22 protein-coding genes and 1 pseudogene are annotated in these 21,703 nt (G+C 68.1%); 7 read left to right on the top strand and 16 right to left on the bottom strand.

Annotated elements, in window-relative coordinates; genetic code table 11:
• Nucleotides 1-7: 7 nt before the first annotated feature.
• The 3 genes from AB0J12_RS13285 to AB0J12_RS13275 form a co-directional block, all read right to left on the bottom strand.
• A complete protein-coding gene (locus tag AB0J12_RS13285) occupies nucleotides 8-436 on the bottom strand; it encodes an ATP-binding protein (RefSeq protein ID WP_363264393.1) in 429 nt (142 codons plus the stop codon).
• A 190-nt stretch (nucleotides 437-626) separates the two neighbouring features.
• The gene (locus tag AB0J12_RS13280; protein WP_363264392.1) at nucleotides 627-1,190 is read right to left on the bottom strand and encodes a dihydrofolate reductase family protein; all 564 of its coding nucleotides are present in this window, start codon (nucleotides 1,188-1,190) and stop codon (nucleotides 627-629) included.
• A gap of 57 nt (nucleotides 1,191-1,247) precedes the next feature.
• Nucleotides 1,248-2,204: a sigma-70 family RNA polymerase sigma factor gene (locus tag AB0J12_RS13275; protein ID WP_363264391.1), complete on the bottom strand. Its 957-nt coding sequence runs from the start codon at nucleotides 2,202-2,204 to the stop codon at nucleotides 1,248-1,250.
• Nucleotides 2,205-2,356: 152 nt separating this feature from the next.
• Here AB0J12_RS13275 and AB0J12_RS13270 point away from each other — a divergent pair, with 152 nt between their 5' ends.
• On the top strand, nucleotides 2,357-2,821 hold the full coding sequence (locus tag AB0J12_RS13270; protein WP_363264390.1) for a cupin domain-containing protein: 465 nt from the start codon (nucleotides 2,357-2,359) through the stop codon (nucleotides 2,819-2,821).
• Nucleotides 2,822-2,864: 43 nt separating this feature from the next.
• Here AB0J12_RS13270 and AB0J12_RS13265 read toward each other — a convergent pair whose 3' ends face one another.
• Nucleotides 2,865-3,866, bottom strand: a complete 1,002-nt coding sequence (locus AB0J12_RS13265; protein ID WP_363264389.1) for an LLM class flavin-dependent oxidoreductase — start codon at nucleotides 3,864-3,866, stop codon at nucleotides 2,865-2,867.
• A 71-nt stretch (nucleotides 3,867-3,937) separates the two neighbouring features.
• On the opposite strand from AB0J12_RS13265, the gene AB0J12_RS13260 reads away from it, so the two are divergent.
• The gene (locus AB0J12_RS13260) at nucleotides 3,938-4,717 is read left to right on the top strand and encodes a helix-turn-helix domain-containing protein (protein ID WP_363264388.1); all 780 of its coding nucleotides are present in this window, start codon (nucleotides 3,938-3,940) and stop codon (nucleotides 4,715-4,717) included.
• Nucleotides 4,718-4,755: 38 nt separating this feature from the next.
• On the opposite strand, the gene AB0J12_RS13255 is transcribed toward AB0J12_RS13260, so the two are convergent.
• From AB0J12_RS13255 to AB0J12_RS13245, 3 genes are all read right to left on the bottom strand, one after another.
• Nucleotides 4,756-5,292, bottom strand: a complete 537-nt coding sequence (locus tag AB0J12_RS13255; protein ID WP_363264387.1) for an isochorismatase family cysteine hydrolase — start codon at nucleotides 5,290-5,292, stop codon at nucleotides 4,756-4,758.
• A 76-nt stretch (nucleotides 5,293-5,368) separates the two neighbouring features.
• Nucleotides 5,369-5,797, bottom strand: a complete 429-nt coding sequence (gene arr / locus AB0J12_RS13250; protein ID WP_363264386.1) for an NAD(+)--rifampin ADP-ribosyltransferase — start codon at nucleotides 5,795-5,797, stop codon at nucleotides 5,369-5,371.
• A 202-nt stretch (nucleotides 5,798-5,999) separates the two neighbouring features.
• Entirely contained in the window at nucleotides 6,000-6,974 is a 975-nt protein-coding gene (locus AB0J12_RS13245; RefSeq protein ID WP_363264385.1) for a DJ-1/PfpI family protein, read from the bottom strand.
• 135 nt (nucleotides 6,975-7,109) lie between these two features.
• Here AB0J12_RS13245 and AB0J12_RS13240 point away from each other — a divergent pair, with 135 nt between their 5' ends.
• Both AB0J12_RS13240 and AB0J12_RS13235 read left to right on the top strand, forming a co-directional pair.
• Entirely contained in the window at nucleotides 7,110-7,748 is a 639-nt protein-coding gene (locus tag AB0J12_RS13240; RefSeq protein WP_363264384.1) for an HD domain-containing protein, read from the top strand.
• Nucleotides 7,749-7,871: 123 nt separating this feature from the next.
• Entirely contained in the window at nucleotides 7,872-8,627 is a 756-nt protein-coding gene (locus AB0J12_RS13235) for a DUF6585 family protein (RefSeq protein ID WP_363264383.1), read from the top strand.
• Between the two features lie 746 nt (nucleotides 8,628-9,373).
• On the opposite strand, the gene AB0J12_RS13230 is transcribed toward AB0J12_RS13235, so the two are convergent.
• From AB0J12_RS13230 to AB0J12_RS13190, 9 genes and pseudogenes are all read right to left on the bottom strand, one after another.
• Nucleotides 9,374-9,568 carry a hypothetical protein gene (locus tag AB0J12_RS13230; RefSeq protein ID WP_363264382.1) on the bottom strand — a complete coding sequence of 65 codons (195 nt, stop codon included), beginning with the start codon at nucleotides 9,566-9,568 and terminating at the stop codon, nucleotides 9,374-9,376.
• 240 nt (nucleotides 9,569-9,808) lie between these two features.
• Complete coding sequence (locus AB0J12_RS13225) at nucleotides 9,809-10,825, bottom strand: dipeptide ABC transporter ATP-binding protein (RefSeq protein ID WP_363264381.1); 1,017 nt, start codon at nucleotides 10,823-10,825, stop codon at nucleotides 9,809-9,811.
• A gap of 26 nt (nucleotides 10,826-10,851) precedes the next feature.
• Nucleotides 10,852-11,904 (bottom strand): ABC transporter ATP-binding protein, encoded by a 1,053-nt coding sequence (locus tag AB0J12_RS13220; protein ID WP_363264380.1) that lies wholly within the window; start codon nucleotides 11,902-11,904, stop codon nucleotides 10,852-10,854.
• A gap of 50 nt (nucleotides 11,905-11,954) precedes the next feature.
• Nucleotides 11,955-12,962 (bottom strand): ABC transporter permease, encoded by a 1,008-nt coding sequence (locus tag AB0J12_RS13215; RefSeq protein WP_363264379.1) that lies wholly within the window; start codon nucleotides 12,960-12,962, stop codon nucleotides 11,955-11,957.
• 109 nt (nucleotides 12,963-13,071) lie between these two features.
• Nucleotides 13,072-14,853: an ABC transporter substrate-binding protein gene (locus AB0J12_RS13210; protein WP_363264378.1), complete on the bottom strand. Its 1,782-nt coding sequence runs from the start codon at nucleotides 14,851-14,853 to the stop codon at nucleotides 13,072-13,074.
• Nucleotides 14,854-14,893: 40 nt separating this feature from the next.
• Complete coding sequence (locus AB0J12_RS13205; RefSeq protein WP_363264377.1) at nucleotides 14,894-15,889, bottom strand: ABC transporter permease; 996 nt, start codon at nucleotides 15,887-15,889, stop codon at nucleotides 14,894-14,896.
• Nucleotides 15,890-16,341: 452 nt separating this feature from the next.
• Nucleotides 16,342-16,645, bottom strand: a pseudogene (locus tag AB0J12_RS13200) (transposase); the annotation flags it as partial.
• Between the two features lie 192 nt (nucleotides 16,646-16,837).
• On the bottom strand, nucleotides 16,838-17,269 hold the full coding sequence (locus AB0J12_RS13195; RefSeq protein ID WP_363264376.1) for a hypothetical protein: 432 nt from the start codon (nucleotides 17,267-17,269) through the stop codon (nucleotides 16,838-16,840).
• 84 nt (nucleotides 17,270-17,353) lie between these two features.
• On the bottom strand, nucleotides 17,354-17,782 hold the full coding sequence (locus tag AB0J12_RS13190) for a VOC family protein (protein WP_363264375.1): 429 nt from the start codon (nucleotides 17,780-17,782) through the stop codon (nucleotides 17,354-17,356).
• A gap of 323 nt (nucleotides 17,783-18,105) precedes the next feature.
• Here AB0J12_RS13190 and AB0J12_RS13185 point away from each other — a divergent pair, with 323 nt between their 5' ends.
• From AB0J12_RS13185 to AB0J12_RS13175, 3 genes are all read left to right on the top strand, one after another.
• Nucleotides 18,106-18,840: a maleylpyruvate isomerase family mycothiol-dependent enzyme gene (locus tag AB0J12_RS13185; protein ID WP_363264374.1), complete on the top strand. Its 735-nt coding sequence runs from the start codon at nucleotides 18,106-18,108 to the stop codon at nucleotides 18,838-18,840.
• 265 nt (nucleotides 18,841-19,105) lie between these two features.
• Nucleotides 19,106-20,503, top strand: coding sequence for an MFS transporter (locus AB0J12_RS13180; protein ID WP_363264373.1), 1,398 nt, complete (start codon nucleotides 19,106-19,108; stop codon nucleotides 20,501-20,503).
• Nucleotides 20,504-20,590: 87 nt separating this feature from the next.
• Entirely contained in the window at nucleotides 20,591-21,691 is a 1,101-nt protein-coding gene (locus AB0J12_RS13175) for an ABC transporter substrate-binding protein (RefSeq protein ID WP_363264372.1), read from the top strand.
• Nucleotides 21,692-21,703: the final 12 nt, after the last annotated feature.

The raw sequence follows: 21,703 nt of genomic DNA, 5'->3' as shown, positions 1-21,703 counted from the left end.
TCGTTCTTTACAGGGGCGGGCGTCCGGAGACGGCACCGCCGGGGTCGTCGGCCAGGGCGAGGCGGGCAGTGACGCGCTTGCCGACCGGTTCCCGCTGGACCTCGAAACCCTGGGCGACGGCCATCACGATCTCCAGGCCGTGCTGACCGACCCGGCCGACATCCGCGGCCCGCGCCACCGGAAGCACCGGTTCGGAGTCCCACACCACGATCTCGACCAGGTCGCCGAGGATGCGCAGATCCAGCAGCACTGGGCCGGGGGCGTACTTGCGGGCGTTGGTGACCAGCTCACTCACCACAAGCTGCGCGAGGTCCATGGCACGCTGGGAGACCGGCAGGCCGTGCCCGGTCTGGACGCGGGTGAGGAAGTCGACGGCGAGGCGGCGGGCGTGGGCGATGTCCGTGCCGTCGCCGTCAAGAGCTGCCGTGGTCTGCATGCTCCGTTTGTCGGGCATGGTGCCGTCTTCGCCCACAGGTGCTGCATCCGTCCACATCGCGCTCACTGACCCGTTCACGGCCCGCACATACCCGCTTCTGTGCGAATGACGCCTGAGATCTTCTGTCGGCTGCGCCACACACATGACGCGGGGTCGGCTCGTGTCTCGTTCCGGGCGACGAAGCGGGCGGTCATGGGGTGGCCCTGCGGTAGCGGGTGAGGACGGCGGCGCCGACCTGCTCGACAGCCAGGCACTCCAGCTCGGTGTGAGGGCCCTCGGCCGGGAAGAGACGCCGGCCCGTGCCGAGGACGGTGGGGAAGGTCAGCAGCCGGTACTCGTCGACCAGGTCCGCGGCCATCAGCCGGTCCACGACGCTCAGGCTCCCGGTGACGACCACATCGCGCCGCTCGCGACTGACGACGTCGACCAGGTCGCCGTCGACGACCTGGGAGTTCTGCCACACCGAGGTGTCGGCGTGGGTCAGGGTGCGGGAGGCGACCAGCTTCGGCACGGCGTTCATCCGCGCGGCGAACGGATCGTCGCGGCCCGGCCACAGCCGCGAGAACAGCTGCCAGGTGGCGCGCCCGAGCAGCAGCGCCCCCTCGTCCAATGTGCGGCCGAGCCGGAACTTGTCCCCGGCGACCGCCTCGGGGCCGTACCGGAACGCCCAGCCGCCCAGCGGCGTGCCCGCGGACCCGTCCGGGTCGGACACGATCCCGTCCAGGGTGATGAACTCGATGACGATGACACTCACGATGAGATTCCCTTCGGTTCAGTGCTCACCGGTACGTACCGGCCGCACCGCCCCGACTCATCGCTCCCGGCGGAAATCGCCTGCGGAAATCTCCCGCGGCAGCTCGAAGGCGTCGAAGACCCGCGGATCGGCGAACACGACGTTGCGCACGATGCGGCCGTCGGTGACACCGAACACCTGCAGGGTGTGCAGACGATGCCCACCACCGGGCTCCGGCGCGTACGCGGCGAGCGCGGGCTGCCCGTTCGCGGTCAGCTCCCGCACGCTCCAGCCCGTGCCGCGCATCGCGAACACCCGCTCCATGAACGGGCCGTAGTCCCGGCTGCCCCGGTACCACAGCGGCACCGGCGGCATCTCCAGCACCGCGTCCTCGGCCAGCAACCGCACCAAGGCGGGGACGTCCGCAGCCTCGAACGCCTGCATGTAACGCTGGACGACCGCCCGCACCTGAGGATCATCGGGCTCGCTGACCGCCCCGGCATCGGCCACACCGGCCAGGGCGACGCGGGCACGCTGCAGCGCACTGTTGACCGCCGCGACCGTGGTCCCCAACTGCTCGGCCACCTCCGCGGCGCTGAACGCCAGCACCTCACGCAGCACCAGCACCGCCCGCTGCCGCGCCGGCAGAACCTGCACCGCCGCCACCCACGCGAGCCGCAGATCGGCCCTGATCTCCACATCGAACCGCGCGTCGGGGAACGGCTCCAGCCAGGGCACATCGTGCGCCGGCACCAGCGGCGCCCCGGGATCCTCGCTCGGCACCCCCAGCCCGGACGGCAGGGGGCGCCGTGCGCGTCCCTCCAGTGCGGTCAGGCACACGTTCGTCGCGATCCGGTACAGCCAGGTCCGCACCGACGCGCGCGCCGGGTCGTAGCGCTCACTGGCCTTCCAGGCGCGCAGCAAGGTCTCCTGCACCAGATCCTCGGCCTCATGGAACGAACCCAGCATCCGGTAGCAGAACGCCACCAACTCACCCCGGTACGGCTCGAAATCCACAGACTCATCATGCCGCACACCGACTCTTGAGAAGCCCAGGGTTTCTCGATCTCGGTCCGGTGGCGGCGGGTGCGGAGAGCACCATGCGAGCCTCGTCTCCGCTGCCAGGGAGACAAGGTCCGTGTGATGCCACTAGCGTTGCGTGACCGCCTGGAGAAGGACAACGAACCATGGGTCGAGAAGGTGCCGGCGACAGCGCCTCGCACACGCTCATCGCAGAACTCGGTCTCGAGCCGCACCCGGAAGGCGGCTGGTATCGGAGACTGTGGACAGGTGAGCAAGTCGACACCGCTCGCGGACGGCGTGCGGCCGCTACTGCCATCCACTTCCTCCTGGCGCCCGGAGAGCACTCCCGCTGGCACCGCGTCGCCAGCGACGAGCTGTGGCTGTGGCAAAGGGGCGGTGCACTGGCCCTCACGCACAGCACTGAGCCGGATGATCAAGCCTCCCCCGTGTTTCTCGGCCCTCAACAGGCTGCTGGGCAGACGCTGTGGGCCGTTGTGCCCGCCGGGCGGTGGCAAACCGCCCGCCCCCTCGGCAGCGAACCGGCGCTTGTCACCTGCGTAGTGGCGCCCGGTTTCGACTGGGCGGACTTCACTCTGCTGCCAAGTGATGCGGACACCAGCAGCCCGTGAGAGGCGAAGAGCGGCCGTACTCAGGTGCACCGTGATCCGTCCTTCAGGGTCGGCCGGCCTCACGGTCAGGAGCTTCAGCCCGGCCCGCTGCCGTCCGGAGGGCGGGGATCAGCTCCGCGAACCGTTCGAGCTGCTCGCGCTGTGAACGCAGGTCCAGGGCGCCGAGCCGGCCGACGATGTGCCGGGCGCCGGCGGCCACGTACTGTGCCAGGCGCTCGCCCACCTGGTCGGCGGTACCGGTCACCACGGCCTGGATCTTCTCCAGTTCCTCCAGCGGCATGCCGTAGGTGGCCCGTGCGTAGGCGTCGAGTGCCTGACGGCCGCTGTCGATGTCGTCGGCGATGTGCACGGAGACGAACAGGGCCGGGGTGATGTCCCCGGCCGAACGTCCGGCGGCGGCCGCCGCTTCACGGACATCACGAAGGCCGGAGGTGTACTCGGCCGGGTCCGGCGGGTAGGGCAGCCAGCCGTCGTACATCCGGCCGGTACGGGCCAGCGCCGCGGGGGCTGCGCCGCCGAGCCAGACGGGTGGGCCGCCGGCCCGGAACGGGCGGGTCATGGGCGGGATCCCGGAGAACCGGAGGATCTCGCCGTGGAAGGAGGCGGCGCCGTCCCACACGGCCCGCCACAGGGCGACGGTCTCGTCCAGGCGGGCGAAGCGCCGTTCCCACGGCAGCTCGGACAGCGTGTAGAGGGGCCGTCCGAAGCGGCCGGGGAACCCGGCACCCACGGCCACGGTGAGCCGGCCTCCGGACAGCAGGTCGATCGATGCGAGTGACTGCGCGGTCTGGACCGGCCGGCGGAGGAACGGCAGCAGTGCCCCCGTGCCGAGCGTCACGGCCTCGGTCGCCGGGGCGAGAGCGGCCAGCATCGTGAGGGCCTCGATGCGGGGGCTGACCAGGGAGTCGTTGACGAACAGCGAGGAAAAGCCCAGGAGTTCGGCCCGGCGACCGAAGGCGATCAGTTCGCGTGGGTCGTCGGCCGGGCCCCACTGGGCGGTTCCGGTCGGAAGCAGTACACCGATGTCCATGCCGACGATGCTCATGACCGGGCGGTGTGGCGACAATTCCCTCCGGGGAATGGCCCGGCTCCCCCTGCCGCCGATACAACAGGTCCGTGGACTTCCCTGGTGCACTTCGCGAAAGCCGTATCCGCCGTCGGCTCAGCCAGCTCGACCTCGCCCTGCGGGCCGGCACGACCCAGCGCCATCTCAGTTTCATCGAGTCCGGCAGGTCCGTGCCCGGACGGGACATGGTCGTGCGCCTGGCCGAGTCGCTGGAACTACCGCTGCGGGAGCGCAACGAACTGCTGCTGGCCGCTGGGTACGCGCCCGCCTACCCGGAGAGCTCACTCGACGCCCCGGTACTGGCTCCCGTGCGCACGGCGATCGACCACATCCTGCGCGGGCATCTGCCGTATCCGGCGATCGTGGTGGACCGCCGTGGCGACCTGATCGCCGCGAACACCGCCTTCGACCTGATCACCGAGGGAGCGGCACCCGAGCTGACGGGCCCGGGCACGAACGTCTACCGCCTTGCCCTGCATCCCGACGGCGTGGCTCCCCGCATCCGCAATCTCGCCGAGTGGGCGCGCCACATCCTGGCCCGCCTCCACCATCTGGCGGAGCTGCGCGACGAGCTCACCGGGTACGTTCCCGAGCTGGAACCGTCCGCCGGGCAGCTCGGTTTCGCGGTTCCGCTCCAGTTGCAGTCCTCCCATGGTGAGCTGCACCTGATGACCACCGTCACGACCTTCGCGACCGCCGTCGACGTCACACTCGCCGAGCTGAAGCTGGAGGCGTTCCTGCCCGCCGACGCGGCGACCGCCCAGGCTCTTTCGACGGCCGCCGCGCAGACGGCTTCCGCCGCGGCGGGTCAGGCGCCGGGGAACATGTAGGCATCGGCGCCAGGGCGGCCCGGACCTGATGAGTGCCGCTATGCCCACAGCTCATTGCTGTCGCACACCTGGGCGCTCATGTTCCGCTCCATCATGCGCAGCGCGGCGTTGGCGAGGTCGGCGTGGATGTGAGCCACGGCGTCGCGGGGAACTACGACCTGGAAGCCGCGGATGTGGGCGTCCAGGGCGGAGTAGAGCACGCATTGCTCCGTCACCTGACCGCACAGCACCAGCTGTTCGAAGCCCTGGACACGGAGCAGATAGTCCAGTGGAGTCTCGAAGAAGGCGGAGTGGCGGGCCTTGACCACGAAGAGGGAGGAGTCATCGGGCCGCAGTGGCCGCACGAGCCCGGCGTGCGGCCCGGAGAGGGCTTCTTCGAGGAGTTCGCCGTGGTGGGAGCGCCATTCTCCGAAGTTGTCGTTGACGTAGATCACAGTGATGCCGCTGCGCCGCGCCCGGTCCAGCAGATCGGTCAGCACGGGCACTACCGACTCGACCGAGGGAATCAGCAGCTCGGCGTCAGCGTGATCGTACGTGTTGATCATGTCAATGACGATCAGTGCGGTCTTGCCCATGCCGCCCAGGTTCCCACCGCTCGGCATTCGAGGCCCGTAACTGGGCCGATCAACGGTGACAGAGGGTCGACCGTCGTCAGTCCAGGATCGTGGCGATACCGCGGCGGCGAAGGTCGTCCAGGCCGTCCAGCATGGCCTTGATCTGCTCCGGGGAATGTCCGACCCAGCCCTTGAGTTCCGACACGACGCGCACGGGCTCGCTCGTGCGATAGGAGCGGGTCGGGTTGCCCGGGAACTTCTTGTCGGTGACGTTGGGATCGTCCTCCAGAACGCCGATCGGCTCCACCACATAGATCCGCCCCGGCCCGTCGCCGGCTGCGAGCTCGGCGCCCCAGACGGCGGCATCCAGGGTCTCGGAAAAGTACACGTGGCGGGACGTGCGCCCTTCCTCATAGTTGGATGCGTACCCGGGGACCAGCAGATCCCCCGGAACAAGGTCCGCCTTCGTGCCGTGCAGGTACGTTCCTGCCTTGTACACCTGGAAAGGGACGGGGGCACTCGTCATGGGCTGCTCCTTCGGCATGGGCGCTGGGCCAACAGAAAACCATAAAAGCCACTCATGCATGCCCGGCGGGCCAGGCAACGGCTCGATCACCGCCTACGCCTGGCCGAAGCGGCTGATGACATACCACCGCGGGGGCCCGTCCCGCGGGCGCGGGGAGCGCTGCAGGTCCGGGTCGGAGTCGTCGTTCGCGCCCCGTCGCACGCTACTCGGCCTGCGCGCGGCGGGCGGTGGCGAACCGGCGCTGGTAGGCGGCCGGAGAGATGGACAACTCCCGTGCGAAGACACGGCGCAGACTCTCGTAACTCGGGAAACCGGCCAACGACGCCGTCTGCGTCGCGGTGTATCCCCGGTCGAGCAGCGACTTCGCGATGCCGAAGCGGATGGACTCGACGTACCGGGCCGGCGTGGTCCCGAGTTCCTCCCGGAACAGCCTGGTGAGGTGACGCGTACTGAGGTTGAGACGCCCGGCGAGTTCGGCGAGGGAGTAGTTGCCGGCGGGATCCGCCGTGACCAGGTCGACGATCGTACGCAGAGCGGGCGACCGGGGCGGCGGCCCCTGCAGGGGGGCGGAGAACTGTGACTGGCCGCCCGCGCGTTGCAGGTAGACGACCAGAGAACGGGCCACCTCCCGGCTGACGTCGGGACCGTGGTCCTCCTCGACGAGAGCGAGCGCGAGGTCGATGCCGGCGGTGACACCGGCCGAGGTGTACGTCGTGCCGTCGCGCACGTAGATGGCGTCGGGTTCGACGCGGGTCTTCGGGTGCCGGGCGGCGAGTTCACTCGCGATCTTCCAATGGGTGGTCGCCCGCTTGCCGTCCAGGAGGCCCGTCACGCCGAGGACGAACGCACCGGAGCACACGGAGGCGGTCCGGCCGGCCCGGGCTGCCAGATCCCCGGCCGCTTCGGCCAGGTCGCGCGTGACGGGGGTCCGGGGATAGACGTCGCCGCCCGGCATCAGGAACGTGTCGGGGTCCGGCTCCCTTGCGGCTCTGCCGTCGACGGCGATCCGCATGCCGATCGAGGAGGCGACGTCGGCACCGGTCGTCGACACCAGGTCGATCCGGTAGTCGGCACCGAGCAGATTCGCCTCCCCGAACACTTCGGCGGGTCCGGCGACGTCCAGCAGCTTGACCCCGTCGTAGACGAGAATCGCCACCCGATGCGTGCCGGAGCTCACAGACCCATCCTGAGGTGACTGGATTCGAGTGATTCGTGGCCGGACCGAGGCGGCGCCGAAGGCCGCACGGTCGGCACCGTGGAGATGGGACGCACGGTCCACTCGGAGCACATCACATCGGAAAGCACGGACATCATGACCGACATCATCGCAGGGGTGGAAGTACCCGAGACCTCGGCTGCAGCGGAGGCCACCGACTTTCTTCGGGAGAGGACGAGTCCCCTGATCTTCCACCACTCCCGACGTGTCTTCCTCTTCGGTTCCCTGCACGCGCGAAAGCTGGACCTCCGGCCCGACCCCGAGTTGCTCTACATCTCGGCGATGTTCCATGACGCGGGCCTTTTTGTCCCGTTCTCCGACACGCAGCAGCGTTTCGAGCTGGACGGCGCCGACCACGCCCGGAAGTTCCTGCTCGACCGCGGGTTCTCCAAGCACGCCACCGAGGTGGTCTGGTTGGCGATCGCTCTGCACTCGACGCCGGGGATTCCGGGCCGGATGGACGCCGAGATCGCTGCGACGAATTACGGCGTGCTGACCGATGCGATCGGCTGGGGGCTGGACGACGTCGAAAGCGACCAACTGGACGAGATCGTCGCCGCTCATCCGCGCGGAGAATTCAAGAAGGAATTCCTGCAGGCATTCGTCGACGGCCTGAAGGACCGCCCCGACACCACCTACGGGACCGTCAATGCGGATGTCCTGGAACACTTCCTCCCCGGCTACCGCCGTACCTCGATGGTCGACCGCATCAACGATGCTCCCTGGCCGCAGTGACCTGGCAGCAGCCAAGCGGGGACAGTCGTGCTGTCCGCCGAGAGGCCCCCGACGCGTACAGGTGTCGGCCCCGACCGCACAATGGTCGCCGATTCCTGAACTATCGCGCGAGGAGCACAGCTCATGGCAGGACCTATCGCTCAGCCGGACCCGAGGCAGGCAGCGGACCATCAGGCGGCGCTCCCCGGGACCGAAGGGCTCGGACATCTGCGGGAGACGTTCCTGCCGCAGCGTGCCGGCGCGGTGCGGCTGGCCGCCCTCCTGCTCATGGGAACCGTCTCCCTGATCCTTCCTCCCCTGGGCCTCTACTTCTTCTGGCTCGCTGCCCAAACGCCCAATCTCTCACGCAAGCAGGCTGCACGCCGACTGCACCTGTTCGAGTACGGCCTGGCCGAGGTCGGAAGGAACGGCGAGGTCTCCGTCTTCCGTTGGGACTCCATGACGGTGCTCCAGGAGATCACCGAGCGGTACGCCAACGGCATCTACGTCGGGACCACCTACCTCTACACGGTCCACCGCGAGGACGGTACGACGCTCAAGGTGACCGGCTTCTACTCCCAGCCCGAGCAGTGGGGTCCGGCGATCCAGCAGGAAATCACCCGGGCGCAGTTGCCCGCCCTGCTCGCCGGGCTGGAGCAGGGCGGAACCCTGGCCTACGGGGACCTCTTCGTGAACCTGGGCGGTGTGGCCACGGCAAGGGACAGTCTGACCTGGCGGGAAATCGAGAAGGTCGAGGTCTCCCAGGGCGTACTGGTGCTGCGCAAGGCGGGTAAGAAGCTTCCCTGGGCGAGGGTGCCGGTCCAGAAGATCCCGAACTTCTTCCTCTTCCTCGCCCTCGTCGACCGGCTCCGACACGGTGGCGCGCGCCAGGCCACCTGACCGCCTCCGACCACCGCGGCACCGGCACCGCCCCGGGCCGCGCAGCCTCTGGGCAGGGCGCCCTCCAGTGAGTGGGAAGCGGTGGCCGGGCTGGGGCTGTTCTGGCAGGTGCAGCGGTGGCCGCGGTCCTGGGCGTCGGCCGTGCCGGCGGGACGGACAGCGCCGCCCCATGACAGCGGCCTCGGCAACCTTGACCCGTCAGACCCGGTGTCGTGGCCGAGATCAGGTCTGGCCGGCAGGCTTGCTCGGAAGCTCGTTCCGGCTGCCCCGGCCGGAGTAGACGATCTTCACGGAACCACTCGGGACGGCCCACTCGCGCTGGAGTACCAGCCCGGCGTCGGGTGCGCTCTGCAGCGGCCCGGGCCCCCTGCATACCTGAGCGCATGCGCCAACCACGTCAAGCACCCAAGCCTCAGCCGGAGGTTCCCGCTACCTCCCGACCGATCTCGTTGCGGAGTGTGAGTCAGACCCGGCGCTCACAGCCGGGCGTGTGCGGTGATATCGGCGGTGAACTCCTCGATCATGCTTCGGGTGACCGTGGGACGACACTGGTCGATGGCCGTGAAGCACCGAGACTAGGGAGCGTGCAGAACCAACAGCTTGTTCCATCATGGACAATCCGAAGCCGGTGAACCGACCAAGAAGTCGTTGACTGCGCCCTGGCGAGGGGACTGGGCTCTCAGAACGCTCAGTGGCCTTGCGTGATCACGGGGCTCTCGAACCGGGCGTTGACGTACCAGTCGCTGCTACCCGAGCCGTCGCCCTCGGCGCAACGCCACCGCGAGCAGTGCCGCGACCACTATCGAGGGAAGAAGGAGCAGCCACAGGGAGATGTGCGGGGCCGCCAGATGAGCCAGCAGGAGGAGACCGGGCCCGGCCACGCCGGCGATCAGGCCACCCAACCGGTCGGGCTTCCCGAAGTCACCCTTTCCCGATTCCACGCGTCCTGCCATCCCTCCCGCGCAACCGCAGCCGCCACCGCAGCCTGCGGATCCCTGCGAGGATCCAGGCAACCTCGCTGACCCACAAGGTTAGCCTCGATCGTTCATGAGTCCTCGTCGGTGTGCTGACGGGGACTCTGTGTTTGCGAGGTGCGGTCGAGAACACGGGCCGTCCACCCGCCCACCACACTCACCAAAACGGCCCCTGAACAGGGAAACCGTCAAAGTGCCGCTGGAGTACTATTCTGCTTCGCCAGACATGTTCTCCGGGAAGTGGCAGGCCACAAGGTGTCCCCGCTTGAGCTCTCTCAGCGGCGGTTCCTGCATCCTGCAGATGTCCTGCGCCTTCCAGCAGCGGGTGTGGAAGCGGCACGCGGGAGGTGGGTTCACCGGCGAGGGCACGTCGCCCGTGAGGAGGATCCGTTCGCGTGTGGTGCGGCGCTCGGGGTTCGGGACGGGGACCGCAGACATCAGTGCCACCGTGTAGGGGTGCATGGGCCCTCTGTACAGCGACTCCTTGCCGCCGATCTCCACCACCTTTCCCAGATACATCACCGCCACCCGCGTGGAGACGTGCCGGATCACCGACAGGTCGTGCGCGATGATCACGTAGGTGAGGCCCAGCTCCTCCTGAAGATCGTCCAGCAGGTTGACCACCTGGGCCTGGATGGAGACGTCCAGCGCCGAAACGGGCTCGTCTGCCACGATCATCTTCGGCCGCAGCGCCAGCGCCCTGGCCACGCCGATGCGTTGCCGCTGGCCGCCGGAGAACTCGTGCGGGTAGCGGTTGTAGTGCTCGGGGCTGAGCCCGCACAGTTCCAGCAGGTCCTGGACGGCGCGCTTCACTCCCCCCTCGGTCTTCACCTTCTGCAGCCGGAAGGGGTCGCCGACGATCGTGCCTACGGTGTGCCGGGGGTTGAGGGAGGAGTACGGGTCCTGGAAGATCATCTGAATGTCTTTGCGCAGGGGCCGCATCGCACCGGGCGACAGGTGCGTGATGTCGTGCCCCTCGAACTCGATCTTCCCTGCCGTGGGTTCGAGGAGCCGGATGATCAGCCGCCCGGTCGTGGTCTTGCCGCAGCCCGACTCGCCGACCACGCCCAGTGTCTCCCCGGGCAGCACGCTGAAGTCGATGCCGTCGACCGCCCGCACCGCGCCGACCTGACGGCGCAGCAGGCCCTGGGTGATGGGAAAGTGCTTCACCAGCCCCTGGACGTTCAGCAGGGCCTCCTGATCGGTGGTCTGCGTCGGTCCCATGAGTCCTCCACCTCCTTGGTCCGGCCTCACAGCCGGGGCGCCACTTCCTCGGCGAAGATCCGGCGCCGTTCCGCGGGCAGCAGATGGCAGGCCACGAGATGGCCGGTGCCTGACGCGTCGGTCAGCTCGGGGACCTCCGTGCGGGACTTGTCACCATTGCGGTCGGCAAAGGGGCAGCGCGGGTGGAACGCGCATCCCCGCGGCAGTCTGATCAGGCTCGGCGGGTTCCCGGCGATCGGGATCAGCCGCGCCTGCATTTCACGGTCCATGCGCGGCATGGAGCCCAGCAGGCCCCAGGTGTACGGATGCTCGGGCGCCGTGAACAGTTGCTTGGCCTCGCCCTTCTCCACGCATTTGCCGGCGTACATCACCAGGATGTCGTCGGCCAACTCGGCCACCACCCCCAGGTCGTGAGTGATGATGATCACTGCGGAACCGAACTCCTGCTGGAGCTCGCGGATGAGGTCCAGGATCTGCGCCTGGACTGTGACGTCGAGTGCTGTCGTCGGCTCGTCCGCGATCAGCAGCGAGGGGTCGTTGACCAGAGCCATGGCGATCATGGCGCGTTGGCGCATGCCGCCGGAGAACTGGTGCGGATAGTCGTCGACACGGGTGGCGGGTTGCGGGATGCCCACCCGTTCGAGCATCTCCACCGCCCGTAGGCGGGCCTCCTTGCGGCTCGCTTTCGGGTGGTGCACCCGGTAGGCCTCAGTGATCTGGGCGCCGATGGTATAGAAGGGGTGCATGGCGGTCAGCGGGTCCTGGAAGATCATCGCCATCTTGTGGCCCCGCAGGTGCTGTACCCGGTCGGGAGGGGCGGAGATGAGCTCTTCGCCGTCCAGCCAGATCTCGCCGGAGATCTTGGCCTTGACGGTGCGGTGAAGGCCCATGATTCCCAGCGAGGTCACCGATTTCCCGGAGCCCGACTCGCCCACGATGCCCAGTGTCCGGCCGCGCTCGAGCTCGAAGGAGATACCGTCCACGGCCCTGACCAGGCCGTCGTCGGTGTCAAAGTGGACGCGCAGGTCGCGTATCTGGAGAAATCCGATACCAGGAGGCGCTCCGCGGCCGGCCTCCACCCCGGCGATGGGCGCCCTCACCGGCGGATTTTCGCGAGCTTTCCGGCTCATCAGTACCTCACCCGGGGGTCGACGGCGACGTAGAGCACATCCACCACGAGGTTGGCCACGACGATGAAGAAGGCGGCCAGCGTGGTCACGGCCATGATCTTCGGTAGGTCGTTGTCGGTGATCGCCTGTACCGCGTACTGCCCGACTCCGGGCAGCGAGAAGGCGGTCTCGGTGAGTACGGCGCCGCCGAGTAGCAGACCGATGTCGAGGCCGAAGATCGTGAGGATCGGGGTGAGCGCGGAGCGCAGACCGTGCTTGACGACCACCGTCCGTTCGCTGAGGCCCTTGGCCCGGGCAGTGCGGATGTAGTCCTCGCTCATCGTCTCCAACATGCCTGCCCGGGTGAGCCGGGCGTACAGCGCCGAGTACAAGAAAGCGAGAGTGACCCACGGCAGTACCAGATTCTTCGCCCACATCAGAGGGTCCGTGGTGAAGGACACGTACTGCAGGTTCGGAAAGATCGCCCACTTGTAGCTGAACAGTGCGAGGGAAACCAGTGCGGTGAAGAAGATCGGAAGCGAGACGCCGGCCAGCGCGATCCCCATGGAGAGCCGGTCGAAGATCGAGCCGCGCTTGACCGCCGACAGCACGCCGATCGACACGCCGCTGACCAGCCAGATGATCGCCGCCCCCACGGCCAGTGACAGCGTCACGGGGATGCGTTCGGTGATCTGTGGCCAGACCGGCAGGTGGCTCTTGAACGAGTAACCGAAGCACGGCACCTGGCAGTAGGAGGCGTCCGGTCCGAAGTGGAACGTGCGGCCGGCGAAGATCCCATGCACGAACTGCCAGTACTGCGTATACAGCGGCTGGTCGAAGCCCAGGTTCTTCTGGACGGCGGTCAGTGCCCCAGGACTGGGGTCGCGGCCGACGTACTGAGCCGCCAGCTGGGTGCTGGTCTCGCCGGCCAGCCGGGGCACCAGGAAGAAGATCGCAAAGGTGATGGCCGTCACGACGAACAGCAGGATCACCGCAGCCGCTATGCGGCGAATGATGTACGCACCCACGGTCGGGCGGCGGGGCCCCGGCCGGCCGGAGCTCGGCCCGGTCGGCCGGCGTCTCGCCCTTCACCTCCTCAGCTCCTGCGTTCCGGTACGGCCCGCGCGTCTGTGAGGGCTACTTCATGCCGACGTTCAGGTAGTCGTACATGCCGTAGGCCTCGGTGACAAACACGTTGGTCGCTTGGTCCGGGCGGTACAGCGGGTCCTTCCGGTACAGCAGGGGCACCAAGGGGGCCTGCACCAGCGCGGCCTTGTCGATGTCCCCCCACGCCTTGGTGCGGGCCGCGGCGTCGGTGTTGCCGATGGCCGCGTCGAGCATCTTGTTGATGGCGGGATCGTTGAGCTCGGACAGGTTGCTGTTGCCCGAGGCCTTGATGGCCCTGCCGTCGATGATCTGCTGGAGGAAGCCGTAGCCGTCCGGCCAGTCGGCGGCCCACGCCGTCATCATCAGACCGAGACCGTGGGAGTGGACGAAGGCCGGCGCGCCGGCGCTGTCCGTGAAGTACTTGCCCGACGGGTACTGCTGGATGCCGACGTTGATCCCGACCTTCTTCAGCGAGGCCTGGACGGCCTGGGCGATCGCGATCTCGTTGGGCCGGTCGGACCGGGCCGAGAGGTTGGTGGAGAAGCCGCCCGGGTGGCCGCACCGGCCGAGCTCATTCTTGGCCGCGGCGAGGCCCTCCGGCGAGTTCACTCCCTTGTAGCCAGGGGTCTTGTACAGGTCGTCGTACTTGACGTGGCCGGACACGGTGGGCGGCAGGATCGTCGTGGCGATGTCGCCGTGGATGTCGCCACCGGTCGCGGTCTGCGCGGAGACCTTGTCGACCGCGTACTCCACCGCCTTACGGCAGTGCACATTGTCGAACGGCTTGACGGCGCTCGAGATCGCCATATAGGCGAGCGCGCCGCTCTGCGCGTCGTCGAGGTGTCCCTTCTGCGTCGCATTGTTCAAAGTGGCGGCCTGGCTCTGCGCCGCGATGCCCGCGCCTGCGATGTCGAGCGTCGCGTTACCCGCGATCAGGTTCTGGTCGACCGTGGTCTGGGCGATGTTGAACTGGACGGTGATCTTGTCCGGGAGCTGCCTGCGGATCGGGTCGGAGGACGCACTCCACTGCGGGTTCCTCACCAGCGTCGCCCCCTTGCCGTCCTGGTAGCTCTGGAACTTGTACGAGCCGGACGAGATCACGTTCTTCACGTAGTCCGAGCCGGTGTCCTTGGCCTTGGGCACCGGCGCCGTCTGCGGACTGCTGACCAGGTAGTCGAAGTCCGCGAACGGCTGCTTGAGGTGGAAGACGATGGTGGTGTCGTCAGGCGTCTCGATGGACTTCAGGTCGCCGCTCTTGTCCTTGTACGGCCCCTGGTACTTGGGAGTGTTGTCCACCAGATACGCGTTGAAGTACGTGGGCCCGTTGGACATCACCTCGGGCGCGTAGTTGCTGCGCTCGATGGCGTACTTGACGTCCTTGGTCGTGATCGGTGTGCCGTCGGAGAACTTCAGGCCGGGACGGATGTGGTACGTCCAGGTCCTGCCGTTGTCACTGGGCTTGCCGAGCCCCGCAGCGAGGTCCGGTACGAGCTTGAGACCAGCCTTGCCGGGGGCCGGCTGGTAGGTGGTCAGAGCCCGCGCGTAAACCCGCGAGAAGTTCCACATGAAGGCGTAATAGGTGTTGCCGGGGTCCATCGAGTCCGGTGTGCTCGACAGCTGGTACACCACTGTCCCGCCCTTGTGGTCCGAGGGATTGACCACGCCGGTGATGCCGGCGTTGTAGGCGGGGGCCTTCCCCGTCGTTCCGCCACCGGAGCTGCCGCCGTTGCCGCCGTTGCCGCCGCACCCGGACACGACCAGCGCCGCGGTTGCGGCCCCCGCGAGAACGAAAGTGATCCTTGATCTCCTCATGACGCTCTCCCCTCGCCTGAGACGGGAATCGGTACGCGCATCATTTGCTCCGCGGGTCCAGGGCGTCCCGGAGTCCGTCGCCGAGCAGGTTGAATGCCAGAACAGTGATGAAGATCGCCAGACCCGGGACGAGCATGAACCACGGATCCGCCTGGTAGAGGCTGATGGCCTGGTTGAGCATGCCGCCCCAGGACGCCTGCGGCGGCTGGATGCCGACGCCGAGGAAGCTCAGGCCGGCCTCGAAGAGGATGTTCGTCGGGATCAGCAGCGTCGAGTAGACGATGATCGGCGCGACGAGGTTCGGCAGCAGTTGCTTGAACAGGATGTGCGGCCCCCGGGCGCCCAGGGTGCGTGCCGCGTCGACGAACTCGCGCTCGCGCAGCGAAAGCGTCTGGCCCCGAATGATGCGGCCCATATAGGGCCAGCTGAAGAAACCGATCACGAAGATCAGCACGCTGATGTGGAGCGTCAGCCCGTGGAGTCCGAAGGCACCGCCCTGCAGCGATGCGGACAGCGCGATCGCGAAGAGCAGCAGTGGGAAGGCCAGGAATATGTCCATGAGGCGGCTGATCACGGTGTCGACCCAGCCCCCGTAGTAGCCGGCGGCCACGCCCAGCACCGTGCCGAGGGTCACCGACAGCAAAGTCGCGCCGAATGCGACTGCCAGCGACACCCACGCACCTTCGATGATCCGGGCGAGCAGGTCGCGGCCGAACTGCGGCTCGACGCCGAGGGGATGGCCCCAGCTGATCCCGCCCCAGGTCCCCTTGGGCCTGAGCTGCACCGGGTCGATCAGATTCTGGTGGAAGGCGTTCGGATCAAGCTTGAAGACGGATTCGATGACTTTGGCGAAGACTGCCAGCACCATCAGGCAGAGAACGACGATGCCGCCTGCGACTGCGACCTTGTCACGCTTGAACCGTATCCATGCGATCTGCCCGAGCGACCGGCCCTCGATCCTCTCGCCCATCCCGGACAGCACGGACTCCGGCTGTGCTCCGGCAGCTGAGCCGGTGACCTCTATGGGCGCCGTCATGGCCGTGCACCCCCTGTCCGGTGGTGACCGGTTCCGGTGCAGCCGTGACGGATGATGGCCCGGCGGGCGATGATCATCCATCCAGCACCGGTCCGAAGGGTCGCCAGACCAGAGCGGGACCAGAATGCCTCATTATAAGACTATTTAGATGGTAAGGATGAAAATTGGGGAGACTGACATAATCCGCGGCACGCCCACGGCGCCGGGTGAAGCCGCATGGCTGTATGCCCAGAGCGGGGACATCTTGGCAGGCACGCGATGACGTCTTAAGTCGGGCCCACCCAGGATGGTGAGGATCTTTGAAAGCGGCTGATGTCGATAGCGACGCAGGATGCGCTCAGGGTCGATCTGACCTAGGAATTCATAATGGAATTCCGCAAAATGCCTTGGAATGTGAGTGTCTGATGCGTTAGCCTCGATCGTTCATGAGGGTCCGTCAGCACCAGTTTGCTGATCAGTCGGGAGACCGGGGGGTCGGAGGCCACCGGCCCGGACACGGCCGGCTCGGCCCGCAGCATGCCCACATCGGCCAGGCAGCCCCGCCCAGCGCGACGGCGAGCGCGACATCCAGAAGGATCTTGCCCGGATCGTGCACCGCCCGCGGCTTGCGCCACGGCACCGGGGCCGTGGATACCGTCGTATCAGACCGGACTTGCGGACCGTCTCGACCAGCAGCACCACACCGGCCTGCGAGACGACCCCGCAACCACCGCCCTCCACACGGACACGCGGATACGACCCGATACGCTTCTTCAGCTGGGAAGTGCTCCTTTCCTCGAAGCCAACAGGACCCTCAGCAAGTCCTATCGTTGCAGGTCAGGAGCACTTCCGTGACAGGCCTCGGACAGTCCGCCCCGTGAAAGCGCGAGGTTAGGCGAGAACCGATCCGCCGATGGAGCCGCCCCGCACTGCATAGGTGCGGACGCAGACGGGCGGGCCCGGCAGACGTCACATGGAGGGACAGCGGTAGGGCTGCCAGTCATCGCGGTGGATGGTCGCGCTGCCGGCAAGTCGCCAGGAGCGACTGTGCGGGGCCAGAGCCCAGGTCTCGGGCGCGCTTCGGGCGGCGTCGATCCAGGCGACGAGTTCCGGAAGGGCGTGCTGGCGCAGCAACTGGCGGGCACCGGCACGTTCAGCGGCCGGAAGCGGGGTGACGCCGATGTGCACGCTGGACCACAGGTCAGGGTGTATGCCGTTGCCGTAGTTGGCAGAGACGGGCGGCAACCACTCAGCGTGCAGCAGAGTCCCGTCGCCGTGCGGGCGGTCCCAGAAGTTCAGATGCGTGAGGTCTGACTCCTGCTCTCCGAGGGCAGCGCGGATGTCGGTCGGAGTGAGCGGCCACGACACATCACGCGGCAGACGACGGTTACGGGACGGCATGGCCCCGAGGGTGGCACACCGCCGGATGCGAGCGCACGTGCCTTTCAGTTCGGCGGCCCGCAAGCGGTCAAACTCCCAGCATGCTCAGTCGAGGCAGAACTCGTTGCCCTCGATGTCCTGCATCACGATGCACGAATCATGGCCGTCATACAGAAGCCGCTCGCGTGCCGCGCCGAGCGCGACCAGTCGTGCGCATTCGGCCTCAAGTTTGGCCAGGCGCTCTTCGCCGGCGAGCCCGGTGCCGACCCGCACGTCGAGATGCACGCGATTCTTGACGACCTTGCCTTCGGGAACGCGCTGAAAGTACAGTCGCGGGCCGACGCCTGACGGATCACTGCAGGCGAACGACGAACCCCGGTCCTCAGGCGGCCGCGAGTGGTCGAAATCGTCCCAGGTAGCAAACCCCTCCGGGGGAGGCGGTACGACGTATCCCAGCACCTCGCACCAAAAGCGAGCTACGCGCTCAGGTTCTGCGCAGTCGAAGGTGACTTGGAACTGCTTGATCGATGACATCCGCGCACCATAGCAAGGGAGTTCTGTGGTTCATCTCCCAGTAGACGTCTCCATGTTGGAGGGATGGTCCTCCCGAGCCGCTGCTGTGCGGGCGGGCGGCCGCAGGGGTCCCCGCTGTCGATGGCACCCAGGGTTGACCGCCGTACCGCGCACCTAGGGAGAGGACTCCTCCCCATGGAGGCCCGGACCCGCATCTGACCGCTTCGCGCGGCTGACGGCGGTTGCCGTGCGGCGTGGCGTGGCGTATCGCGCCGGATGAGCGACGTGCATTCCTCGCACAAGGGGAACCGGTGAGGTGACGCGTCATCACCGATCGGAGTCCCATGCCGCACGACGAAACACATGACAGCCCCGCCGCGCTCGTCCCCCTGCTCGACACCTCCGTCAACCGGCTGCTCGCGACCGCGGCCGCGCTGTCGGACGAGGAGGTGCGGGCACCCTCCCTGCTACCCGGCTGGACTCGCGCCCATGTCCTGACACACCTGGCCCGCAGTGCCGACTCCCGCAGCCGGCTGCTCACCTCCGCCCGTACGGGCATCGACCTGCCCCAGTACGCCGACGAGGCCCAGCGGGAGCGGGAGATCGAGGAGGGCGCCGGCCGGTCCGCCGCTGTCCTCCTCAACGACATGGACACCGCACTGCACCGCTTCCTCACCGCGGTCGCCGACCACCCGCACGACGCCTGGGATGTGCCGGTGCGCTGGCTCGGCGGCGGCCTTCGGCCGGTGCGCGGGACCGTCGGGAGCATGCTGCGCGAGGTGGAAGTGCACCATACCGACCTGGCCACCGGCCATGGCCCGGCCGACTGGCCCGCCCTCTTCGTCGCCCGGGAGCTGGAGACGACCGTGGGGAAACTGCGCGGCGACCGCGACGCTCCGTCCATGACGCTGTGCGCGGACGAGGACCGCGTCGTGCGGGTCGTCGGAGGCGGACAGGGGCCGCGGGTGACGGGACCGGCGGCGGAGCTGCTGGGCTGGCTCACCGGGCGGTCCGACGGCAGGGCACTGACCGTCGACCCACCCGGGCCGCTGCCGGCGCCGCCGGCCTGGCGCAGCTGACCACTCCGTGGGGCCCGGTGCCGTTCCACGGGCCGACGCGCGGGCCCCACAGCGGCGCGGACTGCCCGCGGCTACAGGCCGGCCCTGCTGGGAACTGGCTGACGGGTGAGTTCATTCTTGGAGCCGGCGGTGCGCTCGCCCCTCTCGCCCGGCTGAGCCGCCGACCTGCCGAGCACCTGAACACAACGGAACAGAGCGTTCCTACAGCCTTCGACCGAGCGGAAAGTAGGGGGTTGCCCCGATGCCCCAGCCTCATGGACGCCCCGTGCGCAGACCAGGAGCGGCGGTCGGCATGGCCGCCGTCCTGCTCGGGCTGGCCTATGGTTATGACGGCACAGCGATGGCAGGGGCCCAGATCCTCGTCAGCGAGGCATTCCACCTGTCGCCTTTCGAACAAGGAACGCTGTACGCCGGTCCCGTGGTGGGGCTCATCGCAGGAACGCTCCTGGCCGGCCGTCTTTCCAACCTCGCCGGCCGGCGGGGAGCACTCGTCCTGGCCTCGGCGATCTGCGCGGCCGCCACCGTCGTCTCGGCTTCGTCGGTGAACACGCTGATGCTGGTGGGAACCCGCGCCGTCCTCGGGATCACCATGGGCGTCATCATCGTCGTGGCGCCCGTCTTCATCGCCGAATCCGTACGGGCGACGATCCGCGGACGTACCGCTGTGCTTTACCAGTGCGCCACGGCCTTCGGCTGTGCCGCGACGTACTTCGTCAGCTACGTGCTGGCGGGCGGCGGACACTGGCGGGCCATGCTGGCCGTACCGGCACTCTGCGCAGCCGCTGCCGCCATCGCACTGCTGAGGCTTCCGGAGACGGCGAGCTGGTACCTCATGAAGGGGCAGAGCGAGTACGCCGCCGAGGTCATGCGTACCTTGGGCATCCCGGAGAAGGATCTGACCACGGGTACCGTTCCGCTCCCCGCGCCCCACGCCAGAGGCCGCTATACGGAACTGTTCGGTCCGAAGTACCGGCAGCTGGCGTTCTTCGTCATCACCCTGGGCTTCTTCGTCCAGATCACCGGCATCAGCGCCATCGGCTACTTCAGCCCGCGGATCTTCCAAGGCATGGGCTATGCGGGAGACTTCAGCCTCCTGGTGCTGCCCGGGGTCATCCAGCTGCTGTCCGCCATCGCCGCGCTGCTGTGTGCCCTGGCCATTGACCGTGTCGGTCGCAGGGCCGCTCTGCTCACCGGCGCGGGTCTGATGACGGCCGGCCATCTCCTGCTCGTCCCGGTCTTCGCCGGTCTCGCCCCCTCCTCGGTCGGTCTGCTGGGACTTGCCGTCTTCGCGGTCGGCTTCAACGCCGGGTTCGGCGCCTTGATCTGGGTGTTTGCCGCCGAAGGATTCCCCGACCGGCTGCGCGGCCCCGGCGCGTCGGCGATGCTCCTTTCCAACCTCGTCGCCAACCTGATCATCGCTCAGTTCTTCCTCAGCGCCCTGTCCTCCTTGGGCGGCACCCTCACGTTCGCCCTTCTTCTCGCGGTCAATGTCATGGCCTGGTGCTACGTGTACTTCCGTGTCCCCGACACCAGCAACAGGACACTCGGCGAGATTCAGACCTACTGGGAGAACGGCCGACGTTGGGACGCCACTCCTCCCGCGGGGACGGAGCCGGGCCGTCACCGACCCTCCCTGTCCGAGGGGAGAAAGCAGCGGCCATGAAGGCCCCACGGGCCTGCCCAGCGCCGCTCAGCCTGCTTCCGACCACTCACTTGGTTTTTCCAAGTGGTGTGGCTACGCTGCCGCTGCATGATCACAGTGGCAGAAACGCGCACCGACGGTTCATCCGTCCGGATCGGTACCCTCGCACCGTTGACCCGTCCCGGCTGGGTCGAGGCAGGCCAACAGCTGCTCTCCGGAATGGAGTTGGCGGCGCGGGACGTCAATGACGCCGGCGGCGTCGACGGCCGGCCACTGGAACTGGTCGTACGAGACACCGCGGCTGATCCGCAACGGGCCGCGGCGGCCGTGGACGAATTGGCGCAGCTGGGCGTGGCCGCCCTGGCCGGGGAGTATCACAGCGTCGTCGCACGCGCCGCTGCCGCCAGGGCCGACGCCCTCGGCCTGCCGTACCTGTGCTCCTCAGCGGTTCTCGACGCGCTCACCGACGAGCCGACGGACCGGGTCGCACGCCTGTGCCCGGCGCAGTCGCACGGCTGGCGGATCTACGCGGACTTCCTCCTCGGGGCGGGCCACAGCCGGATCGCCGTGGCAGCTCAGCCCAGTGTCTACTGGGCGAGCGGCACCCGCCTTATGCGGGAGTACCTCGCTCCACACGGCTGTACCGTCACCGAACTCGACATGAGCGAGCTCACCCCCGCAGCGGTCTGCGACGAACTTGTCGCCCACCGCGCGACGGCCCTGCTGCTTCTGGTCGGCCACCCCGAGCCTGCCGTACCTCTCGTCAGGTCCGTCCGCCGCGACCCGCGCCTCGCCGAGATCATGATCGGTGCACCGGCCGGGCAGCCGGAGTTCGCCGAGTGGGCGGCATTGCTGGGCGACGACGGCACCGCGATCCCGTTCCTGCGCTACCTGCCCGAACGCCTCACCTCCCTGGGCGCGCGAGTCGAGAAGATGTTGCGCGAACGGCTCGGCCAGGCACCCTCGTTCGTCGCCTTCGAGGGCTACGACACGATCGCCGTCCTCGCCGACGTCCTGCGCACGCACGGCACGGACCGGGCGCGTCTGGCCGAAGCCTGGCCGCATGTTGCCGTCGACGGCACCCGGGGGCGGATCGAGTTCTCCCGCGCAGCAGGCATCAGCGTGTGGCAATGGGCCTGGCCACCCGTCCAAGTCGTCGACCGAGACCCTGCGAACCCCGGCCGCTTCCGGGTTCTGCACGCCGGCTGAGAGCATGGGGGC

Source organism: Streptomyces sp. NPDC049915, from assembly GCF_040656475.1.
GTDB lineage: Bacteria > Actinomycetota > Actinomycetes > Streptomycetales > Streptomycetaceae > Streptomyces.
Note: the sequence above shows the minus strand (reverse complement) of the source record. Positions and strands in the feature narration are given on the sequence as shown.